General features: G+C 43.0%; 22 protein-coding genes, 1 tRNA gene and 1 pseudogene. 21 read left to right on the forward strand and 3 right to left on the reverse strand.

The features are described from left to right. The 13 genes and pseudogenes from CVP04_RS12380 to CVP04_RS08265 form a co-directional block, all read left to right on the forward strand. Positions 1–871: pseudogene (locus CVP04_RS12380) on the forward strand (hypothetical protein); the annotation flags it as partial. A gap of 153 nt (positions 872–1,024) precedes the next feature. Next, positions 1,025–1,831 carry a DUF2303 family protein gene (locus CVP04_RS08220; RefSeq protein WP_100297033.1) on the forward strand — a complete coding sequence of 269 codons (807 nt, stop codon included), beginning with the start codon at positions 1,025–1,027 and terminating at the stop codon, positions 1,829–1,831. Between the two features lie 100 nt (positions 1,832–1,931). Then, positions 1,932–2,117 carry a hypothetical protein gene (locus CVP04_RS08225; RefSeq protein WP_100297034.1) on the forward strand — a complete coding sequence of 62 codons (186 nt, stop codon included), beginning with the start codon at positions 1,932–1,934 and terminating at the stop codon, positions 2,115–2,117. Beyond that, positions 2,092–3,504 carry a DNA polymerase gene (locus CVP04_RS08230; RefSeq protein WP_207761630.1) on the forward strand — a complete coding sequence of 471 codons (1,413 nt, stop codon included), beginning with the start codon at positions 2,092–2,094 and terminating at the stop codon, positions 3,502–3,504. The genes CVP04_RS08225 and CVP04_RS08230 overlap by 26 nt, the downstream gene beginning before the upstream one ends. Beyond that, a complete protein-coding gene (locus CVP04_RS12320) occupies positions 3,452–4,156 on the forward strand; it encodes a DNA polymerase family A protein (RefSeq protein ID WP_207761631.1) in 705 nt (234 codons plus the stop codon). Before CVP04_RS08230 ends, CVP04_RS12320 begins: the two co-directional genes overlap by 53 nt. A gap of 2 nt (positions 4,157–4,158) precedes the next feature. Next, on the forward strand, positions 4,159–4,365 hold the full coding sequence (locus tag CVP04_RS08235; RefSeq protein WP_100297035.1) for a hypothetical protein: 207 nt from the start codon (positions 4,159–4,161) through the stop codon (positions 4,363–4,365). Continuing rightward, positions 4,365–4,643: a VRR-NUC domain-containing protein gene (locus CVP04_RS08240; RefSeq protein WP_100297036.1), complete on the forward strand. Its 279-nt coding sequence runs from the start codon at positions 4,365–4,367 to the stop codon at positions 4,641–4,643. Before CVP04_RS08235 ends, CVP04_RS08240 begins: the two co-directional genes overlap by 1 nt. Then, the gene (locus CVP04_RS08245) at positions 4,631–6,031 is read left to right on the forward strand and encodes a DEAD/DEAH box helicase (protein ID WP_100297037.1); all 1,401 of its coding nucleotides are present in this window, start codon (positions 4,631–4,633) and stop codon (positions 6,029–6,031) included. The genes CVP04_RS08240 and CVP04_RS08245 overlap by 13 nt, the downstream gene beginning before the upstream one ends. Then, the gene (locus CVP04_RS08250; RefSeq protein WP_100297038.1) at positions 6,021–6,317 is read left to right on the forward strand and encodes a DUF6378 domain-containing protein; all 297 of its coding nucleotides are present in this window, start codon (positions 6,021–6,023) and stop codon (positions 6,315–6,317) included. The genes CVP04_RS08245 and CVP04_RS08250 overlap by 11 nt, the downstream gene beginning before the upstream one ends. After that, positions 6,314–6,532, forward strand: a complete 219-nt coding sequence (locus tag CVP04_RS08255) for a hypothetical protein (protein WP_100297039.1) — start codon at positions 6,314–6,316, stop codon at positions 6,530–6,532. Before CVP04_RS08250 ends, CVP04_RS08255 begins: the two co-directional genes overlap by 4 nt. Positions 6,533–6,534: 2 nt before the next feature. Continuing rightward, the gene (locus CVP04_RS12265; RefSeq protein ID WP_165772785.1) at positions 6,535–6,684 is read left to right on the forward strand and encodes a hypothetical protein; all 150 of its coding nucleotides are present in this window, start codon (positions 6,535–6,537) and stop codon (positions 6,682–6,684) included. Beyond that, positions 6,681–7,124, forward strand: coding sequence for a hypothetical protein (locus CVP04_RS08260; protein WP_100297040.1), 444 nt, complete (start codon positions 6,681–6,683; stop codon positions 7,122–7,124). The genes CVP04_RS12265 and CVP04_RS08260 overlap by 4 nt, the downstream gene beginning before the upstream one ends. Before the next feature lie 301 nt (positions 7,125–7,425). Then, positions 7,426–7,617: a helix-turn-helix transcriptional regulator gene (locus CVP04_RS08265; protein ID WP_100297041.1), complete on the forward strand. Its 192-nt coding sequence runs from the start codon at positions 7,426–7,428 to the stop codon at positions 7,615–7,617. On the opposite strand, the gene CVP04_RS08270 is transcribed toward CVP04_RS08265, so the two are convergent. Both CVP04_RS08270 and CVP04_RS08275 read right to left on the reverse strand, forming a co-directional pair. Next, entirely contained in the window at positions 7,594–8,820 is a 1,227-nt protein-coding gene (locus CVP04_RS08270; protein WP_100297042.1) for an integrase arm-type DNA-binding domain-containing protein, read from the reverse strand. The genes CVP04_RS08265 and CVP04_RS08270 overlap by 24 nt on opposite strands. Positions 8,821–9,060: 240 nt before the next feature. Next, positions 9,061–9,150, reverse strand: a tRNA-Ser gene (locus CVP04_RS08275). Between the two features lie 144 nt (positions 9,151–9,294). On the opposite strand from CVP04_RS08275, the gene dauA reads away from it, so the two are divergent. The 8 genes from dauA to CVP04_RS08315 all read left to right on the forward strand — a co-directional run bounded on the left by dauA (position 9,295) and on the right by CVP04_RS08315 (position 20,498). After that, positions 9,295–11,034, forward strand: coding sequence for a C4-dicarboxylic acid transporter DauA (gene dauA / locus CVP04_RS08280; protein WP_100297043.1), 1,740 nt, complete (start codon positions 9,295–9,297; stop codon positions 11,032–11,034). Positions 11,035–11,307: 273 nt separating this feature from the next. After that, positions 11,308–14,742, forward strand: a complete 3,435-nt coding sequence (mfd, locus tag CVP04_RS08285) for a transcription-repair coupling factor (RefSeq protein WP_100297044.1) — start codon at positions 11,308–11,310, stop codon at positions 14,740–14,742. Positions 14,743–14,808: 66 nt separating this feature from the next. Then, positions 14,809–15,393, forward strand: a complete 585-nt coding sequence (gene lpcA / locus CVP04_RS08290) for a D-sedoheptulose 7-phosphate isomerase (protein WP_100297045.1) — start codon at positions 14,809–14,811, stop codon at positions 15,391–15,393. A gap of 198 nt (positions 15,394–15,591) precedes the next feature. Next, a complete protein-coding gene (gene artP / locus CVP04_RS08295) occupies positions 15,592–16,329 on the forward strand; it encodes an arginine ABC transporter ATP-binding protein ArtP (RefSeq protein WP_100297046.1) in 738 nt (245 codons plus the stop codon). A gap of 10 nt (positions 16,330–16,339) precedes the next feature. After that, the gene (locus tag CVP04_RS08300; protein WP_100297047.1) at positions 16,340–17,062 is read left to right on the forward strand and encodes a transporter substrate-binding domain-containing protein; all 723 of its coding nucleotides are present in this window, start codon (positions 16,340–16,342) and stop codon (positions 17,060–17,062) included. Positions 17,063–17,067: 5 nt separating this feature from the next. Then, complete coding sequence (artQ, locus tag CVP04_RS08305; protein WP_100297048.1) at positions 17,068–17,739, forward strand: arginine ABC transporter permease ArtQ; 672 nt, start codon at positions 17,068–17,070, stop codon at positions 17,737–17,739. After that, the gene (gene artM, locus CVP04_RS08310; RefSeq protein WP_100297049.1) at positions 17,739–18,419 is read left to right on the forward strand and encodes an arginine ABC transporter permease ArtM; all 681 of its coding nucleotides are present in this window, start codon (positions 17,739–17,741) and stop codon (positions 18,417–18,419) included. Before artQ ends, artM begins: the two co-directional genes overlap by 1 nt. A 129-nt stretch (positions 18,420–18,548) precedes the next feature. Beyond that, positions 18,549–20,498, forward strand: coding sequence for an LTA synthase family protein (locus CVP04_RS08315; protein WP_165772786.1), 1,950 nt, complete (start codon positions 18,549–18,551; stop codon positions 20,496–20,498). A gap of 44 nt (positions 20,499–20,542) precedes the next feature. Here the strand turns inward: CVP04_RS08315 and CVP04_RS08320 are convergent, their stop codons facing one another. Beyond that, a complete protein-coding gene (locus CVP04_RS08320; protein WP_100297051.1) occupies positions 20,543–20,773 on the reverse strand; it encodes a zinc ribbon domain-containing protein in 231 nt (76 codons plus the stop codon). Between the last annotated feature and the right edge of the window lie 3 nt (positions 20,774–20,776).

A 20,776-nucleotide genomic window follows, 5' to 3' on the forward strand; every position in this document is an offset into this window, starting at 1 on the left:
AAGCAAGCAAGCAAGCAAGGAGTTTGATATGGTTAAGATGTTTAAGCAAGCTCCCTTGCCTTTTATTGGACAGAAACGTATGTTCTTAAATCAGTTTAAACAGGTTTTAAACGATAATATTTCGGGCGATGGCGAAGGCTGGACGATTATTGATGCCTTTGGTGGGAGTGGGTTGCTAAGCCATACGGCTAAACGGTTAAAGCCTAAAGCTCGTGTAATCTACAATGATTTTGACGGCTATGCGGAGCGATTGACACATATTAATGATATTAACCGATTACGCCGATTGATTTTCTCATTACTGGATAATTGCACAAAAAACAAACGCATCCCCGCAAATGTGAAAAATCAGGTTGTTGATGTTATCAAAAACTTTGATGGATATATCAATCTACATATTTTATGTTCATGGCTTTGTTTTAGCGGTAAACAAATTAAAACTCTTGACGAGCTATTCAGACAAGATTTTTGGCAATGTATCTATCGTAAAGATGTCGATGATGTGATTAATTTAATCAAACCTTGGCTTGATGACATGCTCCGTGGTGAGCAACGAGCCATTTTTGAGGATAAATACGCTTGCCGGATTGGTGAGCAAAACGGCAAAATGATAGAATTTATCATTGCTCGTATTGACGACGACTTTTTTAACAGCACTGATTTGGTACGTTTTGTTGTGTGTCGTCATAGTGTCACTAAACAGCGAGCATGGGATTTAGTGAGCGGACAAGGTAATCCACCACAAGTACCGTTTTGTGCAGTGCAATTAATGACTAATAACGTTGTTATTGATGACCTAGCTGTTATGCCTATGTTTGGTGATTTCGAGCGATGTATCGCTTGGACATGGCTGGATAGTAAAACGATATAATTTCAATAAAAAAGCGAAACCATAAAGTCTCGCTTTTTTATTTTATTTTGCATAGTTTTCATTGTTTTCGCTATGCAAAATAAAATGTTAACCTATGCAAAACATTTTGCGCGCTTACAAAATAAATTTACTTAATTAAGAAGGAAAACAATTATGAGTACAAATCAAATTCAAGACATTGTAAAACTTGGTTTATCTAGCGTGCGAGTGGATAGCACGGAACATCCGATTGCGATTTTGCCAGAGAATATGACTATTCATAACCTCGAAGAATTTAATGATAAACGGGCTTATTTCCGTGCACGCTTTGAGACCACAAGTTTTAACGCGTTAGTCGAGTATGCTAAGGCCGATACGCAAGAAGACGCTCAAGCATTTATTGATGAACGTCGAATGACCGCAGAAATTGTGTTTGATATGGGGAATGTCCAGAGCCCTAAACACGCTCGACACCGCGCAAAATTAGATATGGTAAAAACTGCGGCGTTTAAAGCGTTATGTGAGTTTGAAGGGGTTAAACATAGCCAGAAAAACTTTGCGGAGTGGCTAGAAGATTGGGCGGATTATATCAGCGCAAACGATGAAAACGGTAACGAAATGCCGTTAAATAAGGCTATTCAAGCGGTAAGAAAAATCACACTTGATTATGCGCGCAACGAAGAACACGAAGTCGGCGATTTCGCAGCAACTAAATCCGCGCTTGAACGCGTGGAGGCGAAAAGCAAACTAGAACTGCCTGCAAGTTTTACTTTTACCTGTGATCCTTATACAGGTCTTAGCATCCGAGATATGCATTTGCGTTTATCTATTCTTACTGGCGGAAATGAGCCACTATTAATTGTTCGAATAGTCAAAGGTGAACAATTAAAAGAAAGTATTGCGAATGAATTCGCGGATAAATTACGTGATGCCATTAGCGACACTGACATTAAAGTAAATATCGGATCAATTAGTATTTAATTGTTGTTACCCCCTATAAAGCCTCGCCTATTTAATATAAGCGAGGCTTTTTTTATAAAAAAAATAGCACTCATTTTGGGTATCGCATTGAGGTATAAAAATGAAAACGATCATTATGTTAACCGTATTTATTAGCATTTTCGGACTTGTAGGCGCAATGGATTATGAAGACGAAATCGCCATTCAAAAAGATTATTGCGAAACCTCCCTCAACGGAAAATGGGTTTCAGGAAATGACAATCAATATTGTGAGGTTTTAAATGTTCGCACATACGCTGTACGCTGATTTAGAAACCTATTCGCCGGTATCGATAAAAAATGGGGTACACGCTTACGCAGAACACGCGGAAATCTTGTTATTTGCTTATGCACTTAATGACGCTCCAGTACAAGTCTGGGATTGTACAGCAGAGCCAATGCCCGAAGTTTTACGGCAGTTATTAGCGGATCCAAGTGTACGACTTTGTTTCCACAATTCGCATTTCGACCGAACCATACTTAGACACATAATGCCGCACGCGATAAAAGGCGGATTAGACAGATGGTTTGATACGATGATTCAAGCCTATTGGCACAGTCTCCCCGGGGGGCTTGGGGAATTAAGTGAGATATTTAGGCTAGAAACAGACCAAGCCAAAGACAAAGCGGGTAAACAGTTAATTCAATTATTTTGTAAACCTCGCCCGAAAAACAGCAAAATTGAACGCGCAACAAGCCTTACGCACCCAGAAGAGTGGGAACGATTTAAACAGTATGCAAAGTTAGACATTGAAGCAATGCGAGTTTTGCATAAAAAAATGCCGATGTGGAATGCCACACAACCTGAGCATAAACTTTGGCAACAAGACCAACAAATCAATGACCGAGGTTTTGCCGTTGATATTGAGCTTGCAAAAGCCGCCATCTTAGCTATTGATACGCAAAAAGCTTCACTCGCCAAACAAACCCAACAGTTAACGAATGGGGAAGTTACCTCTACAACACAAAGAGATGCGTTACTTGCACATCTGCTTACCGAGTATGGCGTAACCTTACCCGATATGACCGCAAGTACCATAGAAAGACGGTTACAAGACGAAAATTTACCCGAAGCCGTCAAAACCTTACTATCCTCTCGCTTAATTGCAAGTGCGACGAGTGCAAGTAAATACAAAAAGTTGCTTAGTGCGGTAAATACTGACGGTAGATTGCGAGGCACTCTACAGTTTTGCGGCGCAACGCGAACGGGGAGATGGGCGGGAAGAACCTTTCAACCGCAAAACTTACCCAGACCAAGTTTAAAGCAAGCGGATATTGATATGGGCATTGAGGCATTAAAAGCAAATTGTGCCGAACTTATTTTTGATAATGTTACCGAACTTGCAAGCTCTGCCTTACGCGGTTGTATTATCGCACCAAAAGGTAAAAAACTCGTGGTATCGGATCTTTCAAATATTGAGGGAAGAATGCTTGCTTGGCTAGCGGGGGAAAATTGGAAACTCAATGCGTTTAGCGCATTTGATAATGGCACCGGGGCGGATCTCTATAACCTCGCTTATGCAAAATCTTTTGGAATACCCGTTGAAAACGTAGATAAATCACAACGCCAAATCGGAAAAGTGCAAGAATTAGGACTAGGTTATGAGGGGGGGCGTAGGCGCATTTTTAACCTTTGCCACGGTATATCGGCTTGATTTAGACGAATTAGCAAAATCCGCAAAAATTCCGGCGCATATCAAAGTTGAAGCGCAACGCGCGTGGGACTGGGCAAAAAAACAAAAACGGACACACGGACTGACCGCTGAAAGTTATCAAGTATGTGATGCCATTAAAAGAATGTGGCGAGAAGCGCACCCCGCAATTTGTGCCTTTTGGAAAAATGTTGACCTTGCGGTACGACAGGCAATACACAAACCAAACACACTTATCGGAGTAAGGGCATTGACTTTTGAAAAGGTAGGGGCGTGGTTGCGGATCAGATTGCCATCAGGTCGTTATCTCTGTTATCCGGGAATCAGGCTTGATGATCAAAATCGAATTACCTATATGGGGATTGATACTTACACCCGTAAATGGCAACGCATTCAAACCTATTCCGGCAAATTGGTAGAAAACATCACTCAGGCTTGTGCTAGGGATATTATGGCGGCCAATATGCCCACCATCGAAAATGCGGGTTACCAAATTATCCTCACAGTGCACGATGAAGTGATCACTGAAGCATTAGATAATCCCCGTTATACCCATCAACAGCTTAGCCAGCTATTGGCTATCCCACCAAATTGGGCGAATGGATTACCGCTAAATGCGGGGGGCTTTGAGGCCCACCGATACAGAAAGGACTAACAATGAAATATAAACCATTAATCAAAAAGTTACCCGATAAGCGTGGCTATGTTGGGCAACTGCAAAACGAAAAAGGGCAAATCTTGCGAACTACACCTAATTTTTGTGCAGAGGAACTGGCTATTTCGGCCTTAAACAAGCATATTCGGGATTATAACGAACGTTTTAAAGTCAATATCCCGGAAGTACCACAGGTGAAAACATTTTGATGAAAACATTAATCCGCGAATCAGACATCGAAAAGCACCTCGTCAATGAAGTGAAAAAACGAGGTGGTATTGCTTATAAATTTGTAAGTCCCGCGCGCGCCAATGTACCAGATAGATTACTGTTAATGCCAAATGGGAAATTGCTTTTTGTTGAATGCAAAGCGCCTAAACAAAAACCAAGAGCGGGGCAACAACGGGAAATTGACCGAATTCGGAATCTGGGACAACGCGTCGAAATCGTAGATAGCTATGAGTTAGATCATTTATGGACAGATTAAACTTTACCCCTCGCCCTTATCAACATCTTATCATTGATTATATTATCAACCACCCACGTTGTAATATTTGGTCAGGAATGGGAACCGGCAAAACGGTCTCAACGTTAACCGCACTTGATTTATTGACCTTATTGGGGGAGATTGAGCCCCCAATATTAATTATTGCACCGCTACGGGTAGCAAGATCAACTTGGATTGATGAAGTCGATAAGTGGCAGCATTTAACCCATATCAAAGCAATTGCCGCTGTGGGCTCCCCCAAAGAACGTATCGCCGCACTTAATACGCCCGCGGATATTTATACGACCAACTACGAAAACATCCCGTGGTTAGTGGAGTATTTGGGGCAAAATTGGCGTTTCTCCACGGTGATTGCAGATGAAAGTACTAAGTTAAAAAGCTACCGTACGCGCAAAGGTGGTAAACGTGCCAAATATCTTTCGGTGGTTGCACACCCGAAAGTAAAAAGATGGATAAATTTAACCGGTACTCCTTCACCAAACGGGCTAATCGACCTCTGGGGGCAACAGTGGTTTGTTGATAAAGGTCAACGACTAGGAGCAACCTTTACAGCCTTTAAAGACCGTTGGTTTAAAACGATTCCTATCGGCACAACGGGCTTTTCTAAGGTTGAGCCTTATGATTTTGCACAACAAGACATCCAACAAAAGCTAGCCGATTGCTGTTTATCCATTCAAGCGGAAGATTATTTTGATATTAAGCAACCTATTCAAACCACGATCACGGTGGAACTCCCCTTAGCGGTGATGAAAAAGTACCGTGAATTTGAACGAGAAATGTTTATTGAACTCGAAGGGCAAAATATCGAAGCGATGAATGCCGCCGCAAAAACACAAAAATGCTTACAGCTTGCCAGTGGAGCTATTTATACCGAAGATGGCAACTGGCAAGAAGTTCATAATGCAAAATTACAGGCATTAGAAAGTATCGTAGAAGAAGCCGCTGGAATGCCAGTTTTAGTAGCTTACCATTTCAAAAGTGATCTAGCACGATTAAAAAAATATTTTCCGCAAGGAAAAGAGCTTGATACTGACCCCAAAACTATCCGAGATTGGAACAAAGGAAAAATCCCTATTTTATTTGCTCACCCCGCCAGTGCTGGACACGGGCTTAACTTACAAGATGGCGGAAATATCCTTGTATTCTTTTCGCATTGGTGGGACCTAGAGCAGTATCAGCAAATCGTCGAACGGATAGGACCAACCAGACAAGCGCAAGCGGGACATCATCGTCCCGTTTTTATTTATCACATCGTGGCTCAATGCACACTTGATCAAACGGTAATTGACCGCCGAAACAACAAAAAGACGGTACAAGAAATATTACTCGACTCGATGAAACAAAAAGGAGTTAAAAATGACAACTAAAACAAACGAAATATTAAATCAATGGCAATCCACCTACGGAGAGTTTGATGCCACCGCTAAAGTTTCGCAAGAAATAAAATCAACGATTGATAAACATTCCGAAAGTTTGAATGCACGACAGCGAGAGGCTCTGGAAATGATTGCAACAAAAATGGCAAGAATATTGACAGGCGATCCCGTTTATAAAGACAACTGGCAAGATATTGCAGGTTATGCGCTCTTAGGTGGCGATCTGTATTCTTCTTCGTCAATCGAAAAGGGAATGATTAAAGGACGACTAGAATGAACTTAAAAGTATTTAAACCAAAAGAACCAGAGTTAATGACTGATGAGGGTAAAAAATACCTTCTTTTAGAAAAATCGCGCTCGTTTGGTTGGGATATAGTCCGAGAAACAAGATACGGCTTGCCACTTGATGAAATAAAACAAATACACGCATATCAAATTAAATATCGTGATATTAGTCCTAAAAATTTATTGATTGTTCCTGTGGAGGATTAATTATGGGCAGATACGACAAAATAGAAATTCACAAAGAGATGAATAAAGTAGCTAAGCAACTTAAAGATAATGATTTTATAAATAAAATGCTTATCTCTTACGATAACAATACTATGATTATTTTCTTCAAAGATGATGAGGAGGAAGAATGAAACCATTTGATTTAGAAAAGGCTTTAGCTGGCAACCCACTCATTGATTTACATAATAATAGCAAATGTGTAGTAAAAGGTTTTGGTAGTAAACTTAACTGTTTTGTTCTTGAATATGCCGAATCTATTGATGGGTCTTACTGTACAGAAGCACCACTGGAATTATTGCTTAAAGGTGAATGCTATGCTATGTGGGAAGAGCCTAGACGTTTTATTAATGGTATCGAAGTTCCTGAACCAGTAACAGAAGAAACGTGGGTAGATGGTAACTATTATTGGTTCGTAGATTTAGGTGAAGAAAATATTGCCGACAGTGCGGTCTTTTTCAAGTCTTCGGATTATGACAGAAGAACGGTTTCAAGAGGTTTAGTGTTTGAAACCGCAGAAGGTGCTGAAGCAATGACGAAAGCATTATTAAATTATAAAGTTGAGATAAAATAAAAACCATTTAAGACTAACAAGCCACTGTAACAAGTGGCTTTTTTATTGGAGATACAATATGGCAGATCTTATTTTTGGTACATTCATACTTACAATGTTAATAGCGGTATCCTTTCCGTTTCAGCTATCGTTTAATACACAATTATCCGAAGACCGATTTTTAACAGCATTATTTTGGCTGGTTTTTATACCGCCTTATCTATTATGGTGCTTTTTACTAACCAAAATAGCTTTAGCTGTTTGGTCTATTCAATACATACTAATGCCCCGCTAGTCGGGCCTTTTTATTGGAAATAATATTATGGACAGGATATTAAGATTAAAAGAAGTTTGCCAAAAAACAGGCTTACCAAGATCAACCATCTATGCAAAAATAAAGCAAGGGACTTTCCCGCCACAATTAAAACTAGGGCCTAGAGCGTCTGGGTGGCGAGAAAGTGAATTAGATTTATGGATTGAACAATGCCAATCAAGTCTCACTTGCCCCCAATAAACACGGTCTTACGGAGGCCTTTTCTACAAAATCCCCCCACCACTCAATATATTGACGCTTTTGCTTTTCGTACGTACTGCGATCGTAAGCCGTACGGACTTTGTCGCCTTTAACGTGCGAAAGCAAAGCCTCAATAATTTCCACATTAAATTCATTTTCATTAAGTGCGGTGCTGGCTATCGATCTAAATCCGTGAGCGCATAAAATCCCTTGATAGCCCATTTTCCGCAACGCTTTATTAATTGTCTCACTACTCATATTTGCTGTTAAATCTCCGTTTTTAGGGAATACAAAATCACAATGCCCAGTGATTGGACGCATTATATTCAGGATATTTATTGCTTGTTTCGACAGCGGTACAAGATGAGGGCGTTTCTTACCTTTCATTCTTTCTTTTGGGATAACCCAAACAGCATTATCAAAATCAATTTCTTTCCACATTGTGCCAGCCGCTTCGCTTGGTCTTACCATTGTGAGCAATTGCCATTCTAATAAGCAGCGTGTTTGTAACTGGATATTGGCTTTATTTACCGCCTCTAGGAATTGAGGCAATTTATCGGGGTGAATAGATGGTCGATGTTGAACCTCACCGCTAGGGAACAATTCTTGAATATTTGCCGTTGGGTTAAACTGTATCAATCCTCCATTTACCGCAAAACGCATAATTTCATTTAGCCCCCTAATGACCTTTTTCAGCATTTCAAATTTCTTCTCATCAGCCAATTTTTGCAATTTCATTCTTGTGAAAGGCGCAGTGATTTCAGATATGGGCATATTGCCTAAATGCGGAAATAAATGTAATTCTAGCAATCGCCACTGATCTTTCATTGTATCCGCCTCAACCTTAGATGATTTCATCTCCCGCCAATCTTGTGCGACACTAATTAAAGTATTGCTTTGCATAAAAATAGCCTGCTCTTTCTGCTTAAAGATATAATCTTGCGGATCAATGCCTTTGGCTAACAACGAACGATACTCATCACGTTTAGAGCGAGCTTCAAGCAATGAAATATCTGGATAGCTTCCTAACGAAATCAATTTACGCTTTTTAAGCAAATCATAATAATTAAATCGCCATAGTTTAGATCCGTTAGTTTTTATCAATAAATATAACCCCTGCCCATCAGATAGGGTATAATCTTTCTCTTGAGGTTTCGCAGTTGAAATTTTAGTGTTATTTAACTGTATGATTTGCCTAGCCATTTTTGCCTCTTAGTTATATCACTTGACTTAAAACAATATAATTTAGTGATGTTGTAGTTATATCGTAGTTATATCGTAGTTATACGGTATAACTACAAGCTTAAAGCGGTATAACTAAATGTATAACTAAAACGGCTGGATTTCAATAGACGTTTTTAGACTTTATTAGACATAAAAGGCAAAAATAATATTGAAAAATAAGGATTTTTAGACGTTATGGGATATTGTCGGAATACAGAATGGCGGTGAGAAGGGGATTCGAACCCCTGATGCACTTTCGCACATACACGCTTTCCAGGCGTGCTCCTTCAACCACTCGGACATCTCACCGTTGAGGACAGGGCGAAAATATAAAGAGTTATCGTCTATTCGTCAAGTCTTTTTTGTATTTTATTGCGTTAACGCATAAATTTTTTTCTTTATTTCGGATAAAATAGCCTCCTTTGTGTTTTTTTAAGCTTTTTTAGGTCTTTTATGTTAAAAAAATGGTTTTTAACAAAAAATATTTTTCTGGCGGTCAAACCCTTCAGTGCATTGACTGATTCGTTTCGCGCCGGTTATAAATCGCAACATTTAATTCGTGACATTATCGCGGGTTTAACCGTCGGGATTATCGCCATTCCGTTATCAATGGCATTGGCAATCGCAAGCGGTGTGCCGCCGCAACACGGGTTGTACACCGCCATTGTCGCTGGGATCGTCATCGCCTTAACTGGCGGTTCGCGTTTTAATATTTCCGGTCCGACCGCCGCCTTTGTGGTCATTTTATATCCCGTTACGCAACAATTCGGCTTAAGCGGCTTGCTAATGGCAACCTTGTTGTCCGGCGTGATTTTAGTGTTAATGGCATTATTTCGCTTGGGACGTTTGATCGAATATATCCCGTTGCCGGTGACGCTTGGCTTTACCTGCGGGATCGGTATTGTGATCGGCACGTTGCAAATTAAAGACTTTTTCGGTTTAACCATTGCGGAAATGCCGGCGCATTATATAGATAAAGTACAAACTCTTGCCTCCGCGTTACCGACGATTAACTGGGCGGACACCGCAGTGGGCGTGTTGACTTTATTGGTGCTCACCCAATGGAGCAAATTACGTTTGCCGCTGCCCGGTCATTTGCCCGCCGTAATTATCGGCACGCTGTTATCCTTAGTGTTGATACATTTCGGCTTTAATGTCGCCACTATTGGTTCGGCATTTACTTACACCTTATCCGACGGCACGACGGGTAACGGCATTCCAAACGTATTGCCGGAATTTTTGCTGCCTTGGAATATTCCCAATGCGCAAGGCGAAATCATTCATTGGGATTTCGGTGCGCTTCAAGCCTTATTGCCCGCCGCTTTTTCAATGGCGGTATTAGGCGCGATCGAATCTTTATTATGTGCCGTGGTGCTGGATAATATGACTTCGACCAAACATCATTCCAATAACGAATTACTCGCGCAAGGTTTGGGCAATATCGCGTCACCGTTTTTAGGCGGAATCACCGCAACGGCGGCGATTGCGCGCTCGGCGGCAAATGTGAAATCCGGTGCGGTATCGCCGATTTCGAGCGTGGTTCACGCCTTATTGGTGCTGTTCGCCTTACTTTTCTTTGCCAAAGCGTTGTCTTATCTCCCGCTTTCGTCAATGGCGGCGTTATTGCTGGTGGTTGCGTGGAATATGGCGAATGTACCGCAAATTATTCAGCTTATTCGTCGTTCCGGTAAAAATGAAATCGCCGTATTGCTCACCTGTTTAATTTTAACCGTCATCTTTGATATGGTCATCGCCATTACGGTCGGCGTGTTATTGGCGAGCTTATTGTTCATCCGCACGATTGCGGAAATGACCAAATCTATCGAAATGGCGGCGCCGGAAGATCTGAACGATGTATTAATTTACCGCATTAGCGGCCCGCTGTTTTTTGCCGCGGCGGATAATTTATTCGCCGATTTACACGAAAAAACCGTCCACACGGATCACGAAATCAAACATATCGTGCTGCAATGCGATGCGGTTACTGTGTTGGACGCCGGTGGTATTCACGCTTTGACACGTTTCGTGCAAAATATGTTGCCGCACCAACAGCTTTATTTATGCAATATGCAATTCCAGCCGCTGCGGATGATTGTGAAATCCAATAAAGTGAAAGAGATCGAACAAATTAATTTCGGCTCGGATCTCAATGATGTGTTTAATAAAATCCGAACCTTCGAGCAACAAATTTAATTCTTCGCCTAAAATATATCTGTTTAAAAAAAACAGGTATATTCAGTTTATTGACAAAGAGTACTTAAGTAGGATGGGCTTTAGCCCATCATATTGAAATAATTATATTTTTTTGATGGGCTGAAGCCCATCCTACACATAAAATACGATTTAAATCAGGTTTGTCATCAGTCTAAATATACCTGTTTAAAAAAACAGGTATATTCTTTTCAATCGCCTCAATTTTCGTTACACTATAGTCCAATTAATTCTGTCAAAAACCACCGCACTTTTATGATGTATTTTAATCTTGATCTGCCCGCCAAAGCCGGTGATCACAAAATTCTGGGTAACGTTCTTGCCGGCGCCGATGCGTTGGCGTTGGTGAATATCGCCGAAAATTATCACGGTTTAACCGTTAGCGTCGTGCCGGATACGCGAAGTGCGGTGCGTTTAGAAAAAATTTTAAAGGAACTGACCTCGCTGTCCGTGACTTTATTCCCCGATTGGGAAACCCTGCCTTACGACGCCTTTTCGCCGCACCAAGAAATTATTTCCGCGCGCTTAAGCGCGTTATTTCATTTGCAAAATCGACAACGCGGCATTGTGATATTGCCCATTGCGACATTAATGCAACGCGTCTGTCCGCCGGAATATTTGCAGCATAACGTCTTTCTGATCAAAAAAGGCGATCGTCTGATTATCGAAAAGCTGCGTTTGCAGCTGGAAAATGCCGGTTATCGCGCAGTGGAACAAGTGTTGGAACACGGCGAATATGCCGTGCGCGGCGCGTTGTTGGATTTATTTCCGATGGGAAGTGCGGTGCCTTTTCGCTTAGATTTTTTTGACGACGAAATTGATAGCATCCGTACTTTTGATGTGGATAGTCAGCGCACTTTGCAGGAAATCGACGCAATTAATTTATTACCCGCACACGAATTTCCGACGGACGACAAAGGCATCGAATTTTTCCGTACCCGTTTTCGCGAAACTTTCGGCGAAATTCGCCGTGATCCGGAACATATTTATCAACAAGTCAGTAAAGGCACGTTGGTGTCCGGCGTTGAATATTGGCAGCCGCTGTTTTTTGAACAAATGGCGAGTTTGTTCGATTATCTGCCTGCCGACAGTTTATTCGTCGAGACGGAAACCAATCAAACCCAAGGCGAACGTTTTTATCAAGACGCCGAGCAGCGTTATACTAGCCGACGCGTGGATCCGATGCGTCCGTTATTGCCGCCGGAAACTTTATGGTTGCGCATTGACGAAGTGAATCACCGACTGAAAGCTTATCCGCGTATTACACTCAAGACGGAAAAAGTGCGGTCGAGCGTTCGGCAGAAAAATCTTAGTGTTGCGCCGTTGCCCGAATTAACGATTCAATCGCAACAAAAAGAACCTTTAAAGCAACTGCGTCAATTTTTGGAAAGTTTTGACGGCAAGGTGATTTTTTCCGTCGAAAGCGAAGGACGTCGTGAAACCTTGTTGGATCTGCTTTCACCGTTAAAACTGAAGCCGAAACAATTAAACGCGCTAAACCCGACGCACGCCGAAAAGTGCGGTCTGTTTATCGGCGCATTGGATCACGGCTTTATTTTAGAAGGCGAATCGCCGTTGGCGGTGATTTGCGAAACCGAATTGTTGGGCGAGCGCATACAGCAACGCCAACGTGATAAACGCAAATCGGTGAATCCCGATACGCTAATTCGCAACTTGGCGGAATTAAAAATCGGGCAGCCGGTGGTGCATTTGGATCACGGCGTCGGACGCTACGGCGGCTTAGTCACCTTGGAAAACGGCGGCATTCAAGCGGAATTTTTGTTATTGGAATATGCTAACGACTCCAAACTTTATGTGCCGGTCGCCTCATTATATTTAATTTCTCGCTATGTGGGCGGCTCGGAAGAAACCGCGCCGTTGCATAAATTAGGCAGCGACGCGTGGGTGAAAGCGCGTCGTAAAGCCGCAGAAAAAATTCGAGACGTGGCTGCGGAACTGCTCGATGTATATGCTCAACGGGAGGCGCAAAAAGGTTTTGCTTTCCGTTATGATCGCGATGAATTTATGCAATTTTCCGCGACTTTCCCGTTTGAAGAAACCTTTGATCAACAAATGGCGATTAATGCGGTGATCGGCGATATGTGCCAACCGAAAGCAATGGATCGTTTGGTGTGCGGCGATGTGGGATTCGGCAAAACGGAAGTGGCAATGCGCGCGGCGTTTTTGGCGGTGATGAATCACAAACAAGTGGCGGTGTTGGTGCCGACCACCTTATTGGCACAACAACATTATGAAAATTTTAAGGATCGTTTTGCTAACTTGCCGGTGAACGTGGAAGTGTTGTCGCGCTTTAAAACCCCGAAAGAACAAAAACAAATTTTGCAGAATCTCGCCGACGGCAAAGTGGATATTTTAATCGGCACGCATAAACTCATTCAATCCGAGGTTAAATTCAGCGATCTCGGCTTATTGATTATTGACGAAGAGCACCGTTTCGGCGTTCGGCAAAAAGAACGCATTAAACAACTGCGCGCCAACATTGATATTTTAACCTTAACCGCCACCCCGATTCCGCGCACCTTAAATATGGCGATGAACGGCATTCGTGACTTATCAATTATTTCCACGCCGCCGGCGCGCCGTTTAAGTATTAAAACTTTCGTACGCCAAGCGGACGATTTAGGGATTCGCGAAGCCGTCTTGCGTGAAATTCTACGCGGCGGGCAAGTGTATTATTTGCATAATGACGTGGCGACCATTGAAAGTTGTGCGGAAAAATTGACCGCACTTATTCCCGAAGCGCGCATTATTATCGGGCACGGACAAATGCGTGAGCGTGAGTTGGAGCGTGTGATGTCGGATTTTTATCATCAACGTTTTAATGTGTTGGTATGTTCGACTATTATCGAAACTGGTATCGACGTGCCGACGGCAAATACGATTATTATCGAACGCGCCGATCACTTCGGTTTGGCGCAACTTCATCAGCTGCGCGGACGCGTAGGGCGTTCGCATCATCAAGCCTATGCCTATTTATTGACACCGCCGCCGAAAGCGATGAGTAAAGATGCGGTAAAACGCTTGGAAGCATTGGAAAGTCTGGATAATCTCGGTGCGGGTTTTGCGTTGGCGACACACGATTTGGAAATTCGTGGCGCAGGCGAATTGCTCGGCGATGAACAAAGCGGACAAATCGAAAGTATCGGTTTTTCACTTTATATGGAGTTATTAGAAAGTGCCGTCGAAGCCTTGAAAGCCGGGCGTGAGCCGTCGCTAGACGAATTAACTCAGCAACAAGTGGAAATCGATTTACGCATTCCTGCGCTATTGCCGGAGGATTATTTAGGCGATGTAAATATGCGCTTATCTTTTTACAAGCGTATTGCCGGTGCGGAAAATGAGCAAGAATTGGATGAATTGAAAGTCGAATTGATCGATCGCTTCGGTTTATTGCCGGATGCGGCGAAAAACTTGATGCAAATCGCCCGATTACGCCTGTGGGCGAAAACAATACGCGCAGTGAAAATCGATGTCACCGTGCAAGGCGGTTTTATTGAGTTCGCCCCGACGACGGAATTGGATCCGATGCGCTTTTTGGCATTGATTCGCAACGAGCCGCAAACCTATCGATTCGACGGGCCGACAAAATTCCGTTTCAGCAAAGATTTGAGTGACTACAAAGTGCGGTTGGAATTTGTCACGAATTTGATCAAATCTTTAATAGATTAAGCCGGCGGAATCGTTTAGAATTATTCGCATTTACATCACTCATTTCGAGTAAAAAAGGAGAAGAAAATGTATTTGGAACAAATTAAAGCCGAATTGGTTGAAGCGCAGGATGTATTGAATAAATTCGTGAATGATGAAAATAACATCAAATTAATTCAACAAGCGGCACTGTTGATTTCAGACAGTTTTAAACAAGGCGGCAAAGTGCTGTCTTGCGGTAACGGCGGCTCCCATTGTGACGCGATGCATTTCGCCGAAGAGCTCACCGGCCGCTATCGCGAAAATCGCCCCGGTTATCCGGCAATCGCCATTTCCGATGTCAGTCATTTAAGCTGCGTGAGTAATGACTTCGGCTACGATTATGTGTTTTCGCGCTATGTGGAAGCGGTCGGGCAAAAAGGCGACGTGCTGTTCGGCTTATCGACTTCGGGTAATTCAAAAAACATTCTCAACGCCATTCAAGCGGCAAAAGAAAAAGGAATGAAAGTCATCGCAATGACGGGTAAAGACGGCGGAAAAATGGCGGGTTTGGCAGACGTGGAAATTCGCGTACCGCATTTCGGTTATGCGGATCGTATTCAAGAAATTCACATAAAAGTGATTCATATTTTGATGATGTTAATCGAATTTGAAATGGCGAAAAGCGCATAATTCCTTACGATTAATACGCTAAGTGCGGTGGAAATAATTGATTTTTCTACCGCACTTTTTGTTTTTAAGGGCGATAGCGGCGGAAGCGATTTCTTTTTTTAGCTTGATTCGAGAAAATATTTATACTTAATGATTGCATAGTTATGCAAAAAACATTAATATTATTTCAGTTTTGCAAAATAGAGACAGATTCTAAAAATGACAATTAGTGTTAAGGATTTAAATTTTTTCTACGGTTCGTCGCAAGCCTTGTTCGATATTAATTTAACGGCGGAAGACGGCGATACCGTGGTGTTGTTAGGGCCGAGCGGTGCGGGGAAAAGCACCTTGATTCGCACCCTGAATTTATTGGAAGTGCCGAAATCGGGCGAGTTGAGCATTGCGAATAATAAATTTGATCTTTCCGTGGCGACGGCAAATCCGAAACAAATGCGCCGTTTGCGTCAAGATGTCGGAATGGTATTTCAGCAATATAATTTGTGGCCGCATTTGACGGTGATCGAAAATTTGATTGAAGCGCCGGTGAAAGTGTTAGGTTTAGAAACGGACGCGGCGAAAAAAGATGCGTTGGAATTATTGAAACGGCTGCGTTTGGAACAATTCGCCGATCGTTTTCCGTTGCATTTATCGGGCGGGCAGCAACAACGTGTGGCGATTGCTCGCGCGTTAATGATGAAACCGCAAGTGTTATTATTCGATGAACCGACGGCGGCGTTAGATCCGGAAATCACCGCGCAGATCGTATCGATTATTCAAGAATTGCAAGAAACCGGCATTACGCAGGTGATTGTGACGCACGAGGTTTCCGTTGCCAAAAAAGTGGCGACGAAAGTGGTGTATATGGAACAGGGGCGAATTGTAGAAATGGGCGATGTCGGCTGTTTCGATAATCCGCAAACGGAACAATTCAGACAATATTTATCTCATTCGGATTAAGGAATCGACTATGAAAAAACTTTTATTAGCGACAATTTTGGCTACTTCGGCAGTGGCGGCGCAAGCGCAAGACATTACTTTCGCAATGGAACCGAGCTATCCGCCGTTTGAATTAACCGATGAAAAAGGTGATATCATCGGATTTGATGTGGACATCGCCAATGCGATTTGTAAAGAACTTAACGCGACTTGTCATTTCAAATCACAAGCTTTTGATGCGTTAATTCCGAGTTTAATTAAAGGACGCGGTTTCGATGCGGCGATTTCCGCCATTGATATTACCGAAGCGCGCGCAAAACAAGTTGCGTTTTCTCAGCCTTATTATGAAAGCTCCGCAAGTTTCATTGCGGTGAAAGGCAAAGCGGATTTGGCAAGCGCGAAAACCGTGGGCGTGCAAAACGGTACGACTTATCAACAATATGTGAACGCGGAAGCGAAACAATATGCATCGAAATCTTACGCGAGCTTGCAAGACGCGATTTTAGACTTGAAAAACGGTCGCATCGATTTGATTTTCGGCGATACCGACGTATTGCGCGATATGTTTGAGAAAAATGCCGAATTAGGTTTCGTGGGCGAACGCGTGACCGACAAACGTTATTTCAATAACGGATTGGGTATTGCAGTGAATAAATCCAACACGGCTTTAGTGGAAAGTTTAAACAAAGGTATCGACGCGATTAAAGCGAACGGTGAATACCAAAAAATCTATGACAAATGGATGACTAAATAATCATTATGTTTTTTGATTATCTTCCTTTAATGTACGCCGCGACCCTAATGACCTTAGGGTTAGCGGTTTGTTCGTTATTATTAGGGCTTATTTTGTCCGTGCTGTTCGTAGTGCTGGAAACCAGCAAATGGGCGTGCGTGCGCAAGCCGACGTCGGTTATCGTCACCTTATTGCGCGGCTTGCCGGAAATTTTGGTGGTTTTTTTAATTTATTTCGGCGTGCCCGAAATTATCGAATTACTCACCGGCACTTATACGGAATTAGGTCCGTTCGGCTGCGGCGTAGTGGCGCTGTCTATTATTTTCGCCTCTTACGCCTCCCAATCTTTGCGCGGCGCCATTCAAGCGATTCCGTTAGGACAGTGGGAATCCGGTGCGGCGCTGGGCTTAAGTCGCGCTTATACTTTTGTGAATATCATTATGCCGCAAGTATGGCGTCACGCTTTGCCGGGGCTAAGTAATCAATGGTTGGTATTATTGAAAGATACTGCCTTGGTGTCCTTAATCGGCGTACACGATTTAATGCGTCAGGCGGAGTTGATTAACACCAATACCCATCAACCGTTCACTTGGTACGGTTTAGCCGCATTAATTTATTTGGCGGTGACGTTGGTCAGTCAATTTATTATTCGTAAATTGGAATGGCGTTTCACCCGTTTTGAGCGAGGAGCGGAATAATGATTCACGATTATTTTGTCACAATCGCCCAAGGGATCCCGACCAGCTTAATGTTGACTTTCGTCGCTTTAGCGATTGCCTTCTGTTTGGCAGTCGGGTTAACGTTTTTGCTTTCAATGGAAAACAAAATCGTCAAAAGTGCGGTGAATATTTATTTAACTTTATTTACCGGCACGCCGCTATTGGTGCAGTTTTTCCTGATTTATTACGGGCCGGGTCAATTCCAATGGATCGTTAACAGCCCTTGCTGGGCATTATTGTCCAATGCGTGGTTTTGCGCAATGTTGACTTTGGCGTTAAACAGTGCCGCTTATTCGGCGCAGCTGTTTCACGGTGCGGTGAAAGCGATCCCGAAAGGACAATGGGAAAGCTGTGCGGCGTTAGGTTTAAGTCGTTGGCAAACCTTGAAAATATTGGTTCCTTACGCGCTAAAACGCGCATTGCCTTCATACAGTAACGAAATTATTTTGGTCTTTAAAGGCACCTCGTTAGCGTCCACCATTACCATTTTGGATATTATGGGCTACGCCAGACAGCTTTACGGTACGGAATATGACGCTTTGACGATTTACGGTATCGCGGGCGTGATTTATTTAATCATCACCGGTATCGCTACCTTGTTATTACGGCGATTGGAACGTCGCGTATTAGTGTTCGAGCGTCTGGAAGTAGAAAAATAAAGCGAATAAAAAGATTCTCCGTTTGGTGAGAATCTTTTTTTATTTCGGAAAATATCTGCGCGGATGCGCGAACTTTTATGGTGTTTTTTCGTCTAATGCCATACCTCAACTAAAATCAAGGAAGTGTGTGTGACTTCGTTCAAAAAATCTTGCGGGCCGCTTTACCCGATAGTTATCTTTTTCTTATTCAATCTGATTCTTTTATCTTTAAGTCGTATCGGTTTGTCTTTGTGGCAGGCGGATCGCGTTAACGCCGTGGACGGCTGGTTTCCGCTGTTATTGCAAGGTGTGCGCATTGACGTATCGAGCCTATGTTGGTTGTTCGCACCGGCGATTATTCTCGCGTGCTTATTTGCCGGCAAAAACGGCGCTGGTCGCGTGGCGACATTATTGATTCGTTTATGGCTGACATTTAGTAGCGTGTTTATTATTTTTATGGAATTCGCCACGCCGGCGTTCATCGAAACCTATGATTTTCGCCCGAACCGCCTGTTTGTGGAATATTTAGTCAATCCGAAAGAAGTATTTACAATGTTGGCGAACGGGCATTTAGCGGCGCTGATTTTAACGCCGATTTTGACCGCACTTTTTGCCTTCTTGTTTTGGAAATTGTCCGCGAAAGTGACGCAAGATTTGTATTTCCCGAAATGGCGTTGGCGCCCGTTGTTATTTATTGTGGTGGCGGCGATCACCTTTATCGGCGCGCGCTCAAGTTTCCAACACCGCGGAATCAATCCTGCGATGGTGGCATTTTCGTCGGATCCTTTGGTTAATTCCTTGGTATTAAATTCCGGCTATTCGGTGATTTTCGCCCTGCAGCAAATGAAAGACGAAGATAAATCTTCCGAAATTTACGGCAAAATGGATTTATCCGAAGTCGTTGATGTATTAAAACAAGCGCGCGGACGTCCGGAAAGCGATTATATTTCCGCAACCTTGCCGACCTTAACGCAGAATCAGCCTACTTATCAGGGTAAACCGAAAAATTTGGTGATTATTTTAGAAGAAAGTTTGGGCGCGCAATTTATCGGCACCTTGGGCGGATTGCCGTTGTCACCGAATTTCGATCAATTAGCGCAACAAGGTTGGTTGTTTGACAATTTATATGCCACCGGCACGCGTTCCGTGCGTGGTATCGAAGCTGTCACTGCCGGATTTACGCCGACGCCGGCGCGCGCCGTGGTTAAATTATCCGGCAGTCAAAACGGCTTTTTCACCATTGCCGAATTACTCGGAAAACAAGGCTATCACACTTCCTTTATTTATGGCGGTGAAAAGCATTTCGACAATATGGCGAGTTTCTTTTACGGCAATGGCTTCCAACAAATTATCGATGAAAAAGATTATCAGGATCCTAAATTCGTCGCCACTTGGGGAATGAGTGATGAAGATTTGTTCGATAAAGCGGACGAAACCTTTAAACGATTACATCAACAAGGTCAGCCTTTCTTTAGTTTGGTGTTCACGTCCAGTAATCACGATCCGTTCGAATTTCCGGAAGGAAAAATCGAGTTGTACGAACAGCCGCAAGCCACCCGTAACAATTCGGCAAAATACGCGGATTACGCCTTAGGATATTTCTTTAAGTTGGCAAAACAAGCGGATTATTGGCAAGATACGGTGTTTTTGGTGATTGCGGATCACGATTCGCGCGTGTACGGCAGCAGCCTTGTGCCGATTAAACATTTCCATATTCCGGCGTTGATTTTAGGCGAAGGCATTGAGCCGAAACGCGATTCTCGCTTGGTCAGTCAAATCGATATGCCGACCACCTTGTTGTCGCTTATTGGCGTCGGCGGTAATTATCCGATGTTGGGTTATGACTTAACTCAAGCGGCAGATCCGAATCGCGCCTTAATGCAGTTCGATAAAACAATGGCGTATATGCGCGGCGATCAGGTGGCGATTTTACAGCAAGATCAACCGGTTAAAGGTTTCCGTTACGATTCGGCTTCAAGCGAATTAACACCGACGGACATACCGGATGAAATGAAAAAACAAGCCCTCGCTTATGCTCTTTGGGGAAGTTATGCGTATAAACGGAAGTTGTATCGAACGGAAGAAAATCTAACGAAATAAACGAAAGTGCGGTCGAAAATTTTACAAAAATCGACCGCACTTTTTTATTGCTGCCACAAACTTGCGCAAGCAATGACGATCACAAATATCGCTAGCCAAATTAAATGAATTTTGGCGCTTTTGCGATTGATTTCTTGGTTTTCTAAACGACGCTGTTCTAACTTTTGACGATAAACCGCCAGATCCGCTTCTTGAAAAGAAAAACCGCAATGAGGACAAAATTGCGCATTTTCACTGACTTTTCGCCGACATTCGGGACAACGATGTAATGCCATTCG

This window comes from Caviibacterium pharyngocola, assembly GCF_002795405.1.
Taxonomy (GTDB): Bacteria; Pseudomonadota; Gammaproteobacteria; order Enterobacterales; family Pasteurellaceae; genus Caviibacterium; species Caviibacterium pharyngocola.

What these genes read in the sequence shown, in the direction of transcription:
- CVP04_RS08220 (WP_100297033.1), top strand. Translation starts at nt 1,025, where the DNA reads ATGAGTACAAATCAAATTCAAGACATTGTAAAACTTGGTTTATCTAGC.
- CVP04_RS08225 (WP_100297034.1), top strand. Translation starts at nt 1,932, where the DNA reads ATGAAAACGATCATTATGTTAACCGTATTTATTAGCATTTTCGGACTT.
- CVP04_RS08230 (WP_207761630.1), top strand. Translation starts at nt 2,092, where the DNA reads ATGTTCGCACATACGCTGTACGCTGATTTAGAAACCTATTCGCCGGTA.
- CVP04_RS12320 (WP_207761631.1), top strand. Translation starts at nt 3,452, where the DNA reads ATGAGGGGGGGCGTAGGCGCATTTTTAACCTTTGCCACGGTATATCGG.
- CVP04_RS08235 (WP_100297035.1), top strand. Translation starts at nt 4,159, where the DNA reads ATGAAATATAAACCATTAATCAAAAAGTTACCCGATAAGCGTGGCTAT.
- CVP04_RS08240 (WP_100297036.1), top strand. Translation starts at nt 4,365, where the DNA reads ATGAAAACATTAATCCGCGAATCAGACATCGAAAAGCACCTCGTCAAT.
- CVP04_RS08245 (WP_100297037.1), top strand. Translation starts at nt 4,631, where the DNA reads ATGGACAGATTAAACTTTACCCCTCGCCCTTATCAACATCTTATCATT.
- CVP04_RS08250 (WP_100297038.1), top strand. Translation starts at nt 6,021, where the DNA reads ATGACAACTAAAACAAACGAAATATTAAATCAATGGCAATCCACCTAC.
- CVP04_RS08255 (WP_100297039.1), top strand. Translation starts at nt 6,314, where the DNA reads ATGAACTTAAAAGTATTTAAACCAAAAGAACCAGAGTTAATGACTGAT.
- CVP04_RS12265 (WP_165772785.1), top strand. Translation starts at nt 6,535, where the DNA reads ATGGGCAGATACGACAAAATAGAAATTCACAAAGAGATGAATAAAGTA.
- CVP04_RS08260 (WP_100297040.1), top strand. Translation starts at nt 6,681, where the DNA reads ATGAAACCATTTGATTTAGAAAAGGCTTTAGCTGGCAACCCACTCATT.
- CVP04_RS08265 (WP_100297041.1), top strand. Translation starts at nt 7,426, where the DNA reads ATGGACAGGATATTAAGATTAAAAGAAGTTTGCCAAAAAACAGGCTTA.
- CVP04_RS08270 (WP_100297042.1), bottom strand. Translation starts at nt 8,820, where the DNA reads ATGGCTAGGCAAATCATACAGTTAAATAACACTAAAATTTCAACTGCG.
- dauA (WP_100297043.1), top strand. Translation starts at nt 9,295, where the DNA reads ATGTTAAAAAAATGGTTTTTAACAAAAAATATTTTTCTGGCGGTCAAA.
- mfd (WP_100297044.1), top strand. Translation starts at nt 11,308, where the DNA reads ATGATGTATTTTAATCTTGATCTGCCCGCCAAAGCCGGTGATCACAAA.
- lpcA (WP_100297045.1), top strand. Translation starts at nt 14,809, where the DNA reads ATGTATTTGGAACAAATTAAAGCCGAATTGGTTGAAGCGCAGGATGTA.
- artP (WP_100297046.1), top strand. Translation starts at nt 15,592, where the DNA reads ATGACAATTAGTGTTAAGGATTTAAATTTTTTCTACGGTTCGTCGCAA.
- CVP04_RS08300 (WP_100297047.1), top strand. Translation starts at nt 16,340, where the DNA reads ATGAAAAAACTTTTATTAGCGACAATTTTGGCTACTTCGGCAGTGGCG.
- artQ (WP_100297048.1), top strand. Translation starts at nt 17,068, where the DNA reads ATGTTTTTTGATTATCTTCCTTTAATGTACGCCGCGACCCTAATGACC.
- artM (WP_100297049.1), top strand. Translation starts at nt 17,739, where the DNA reads ATGATTCACGATTATTTTGTCACAATCGCCCAAGGGATCCCGACCAGC.
- CVP04_RS08320 (WP_100297051.1), bottom strand. Translation starts at nt 20,773, where the DNA reads ATGGCATTACATCGTTGTCCCGAATGTCGGCGAAAAGTCAGTGAAAAT.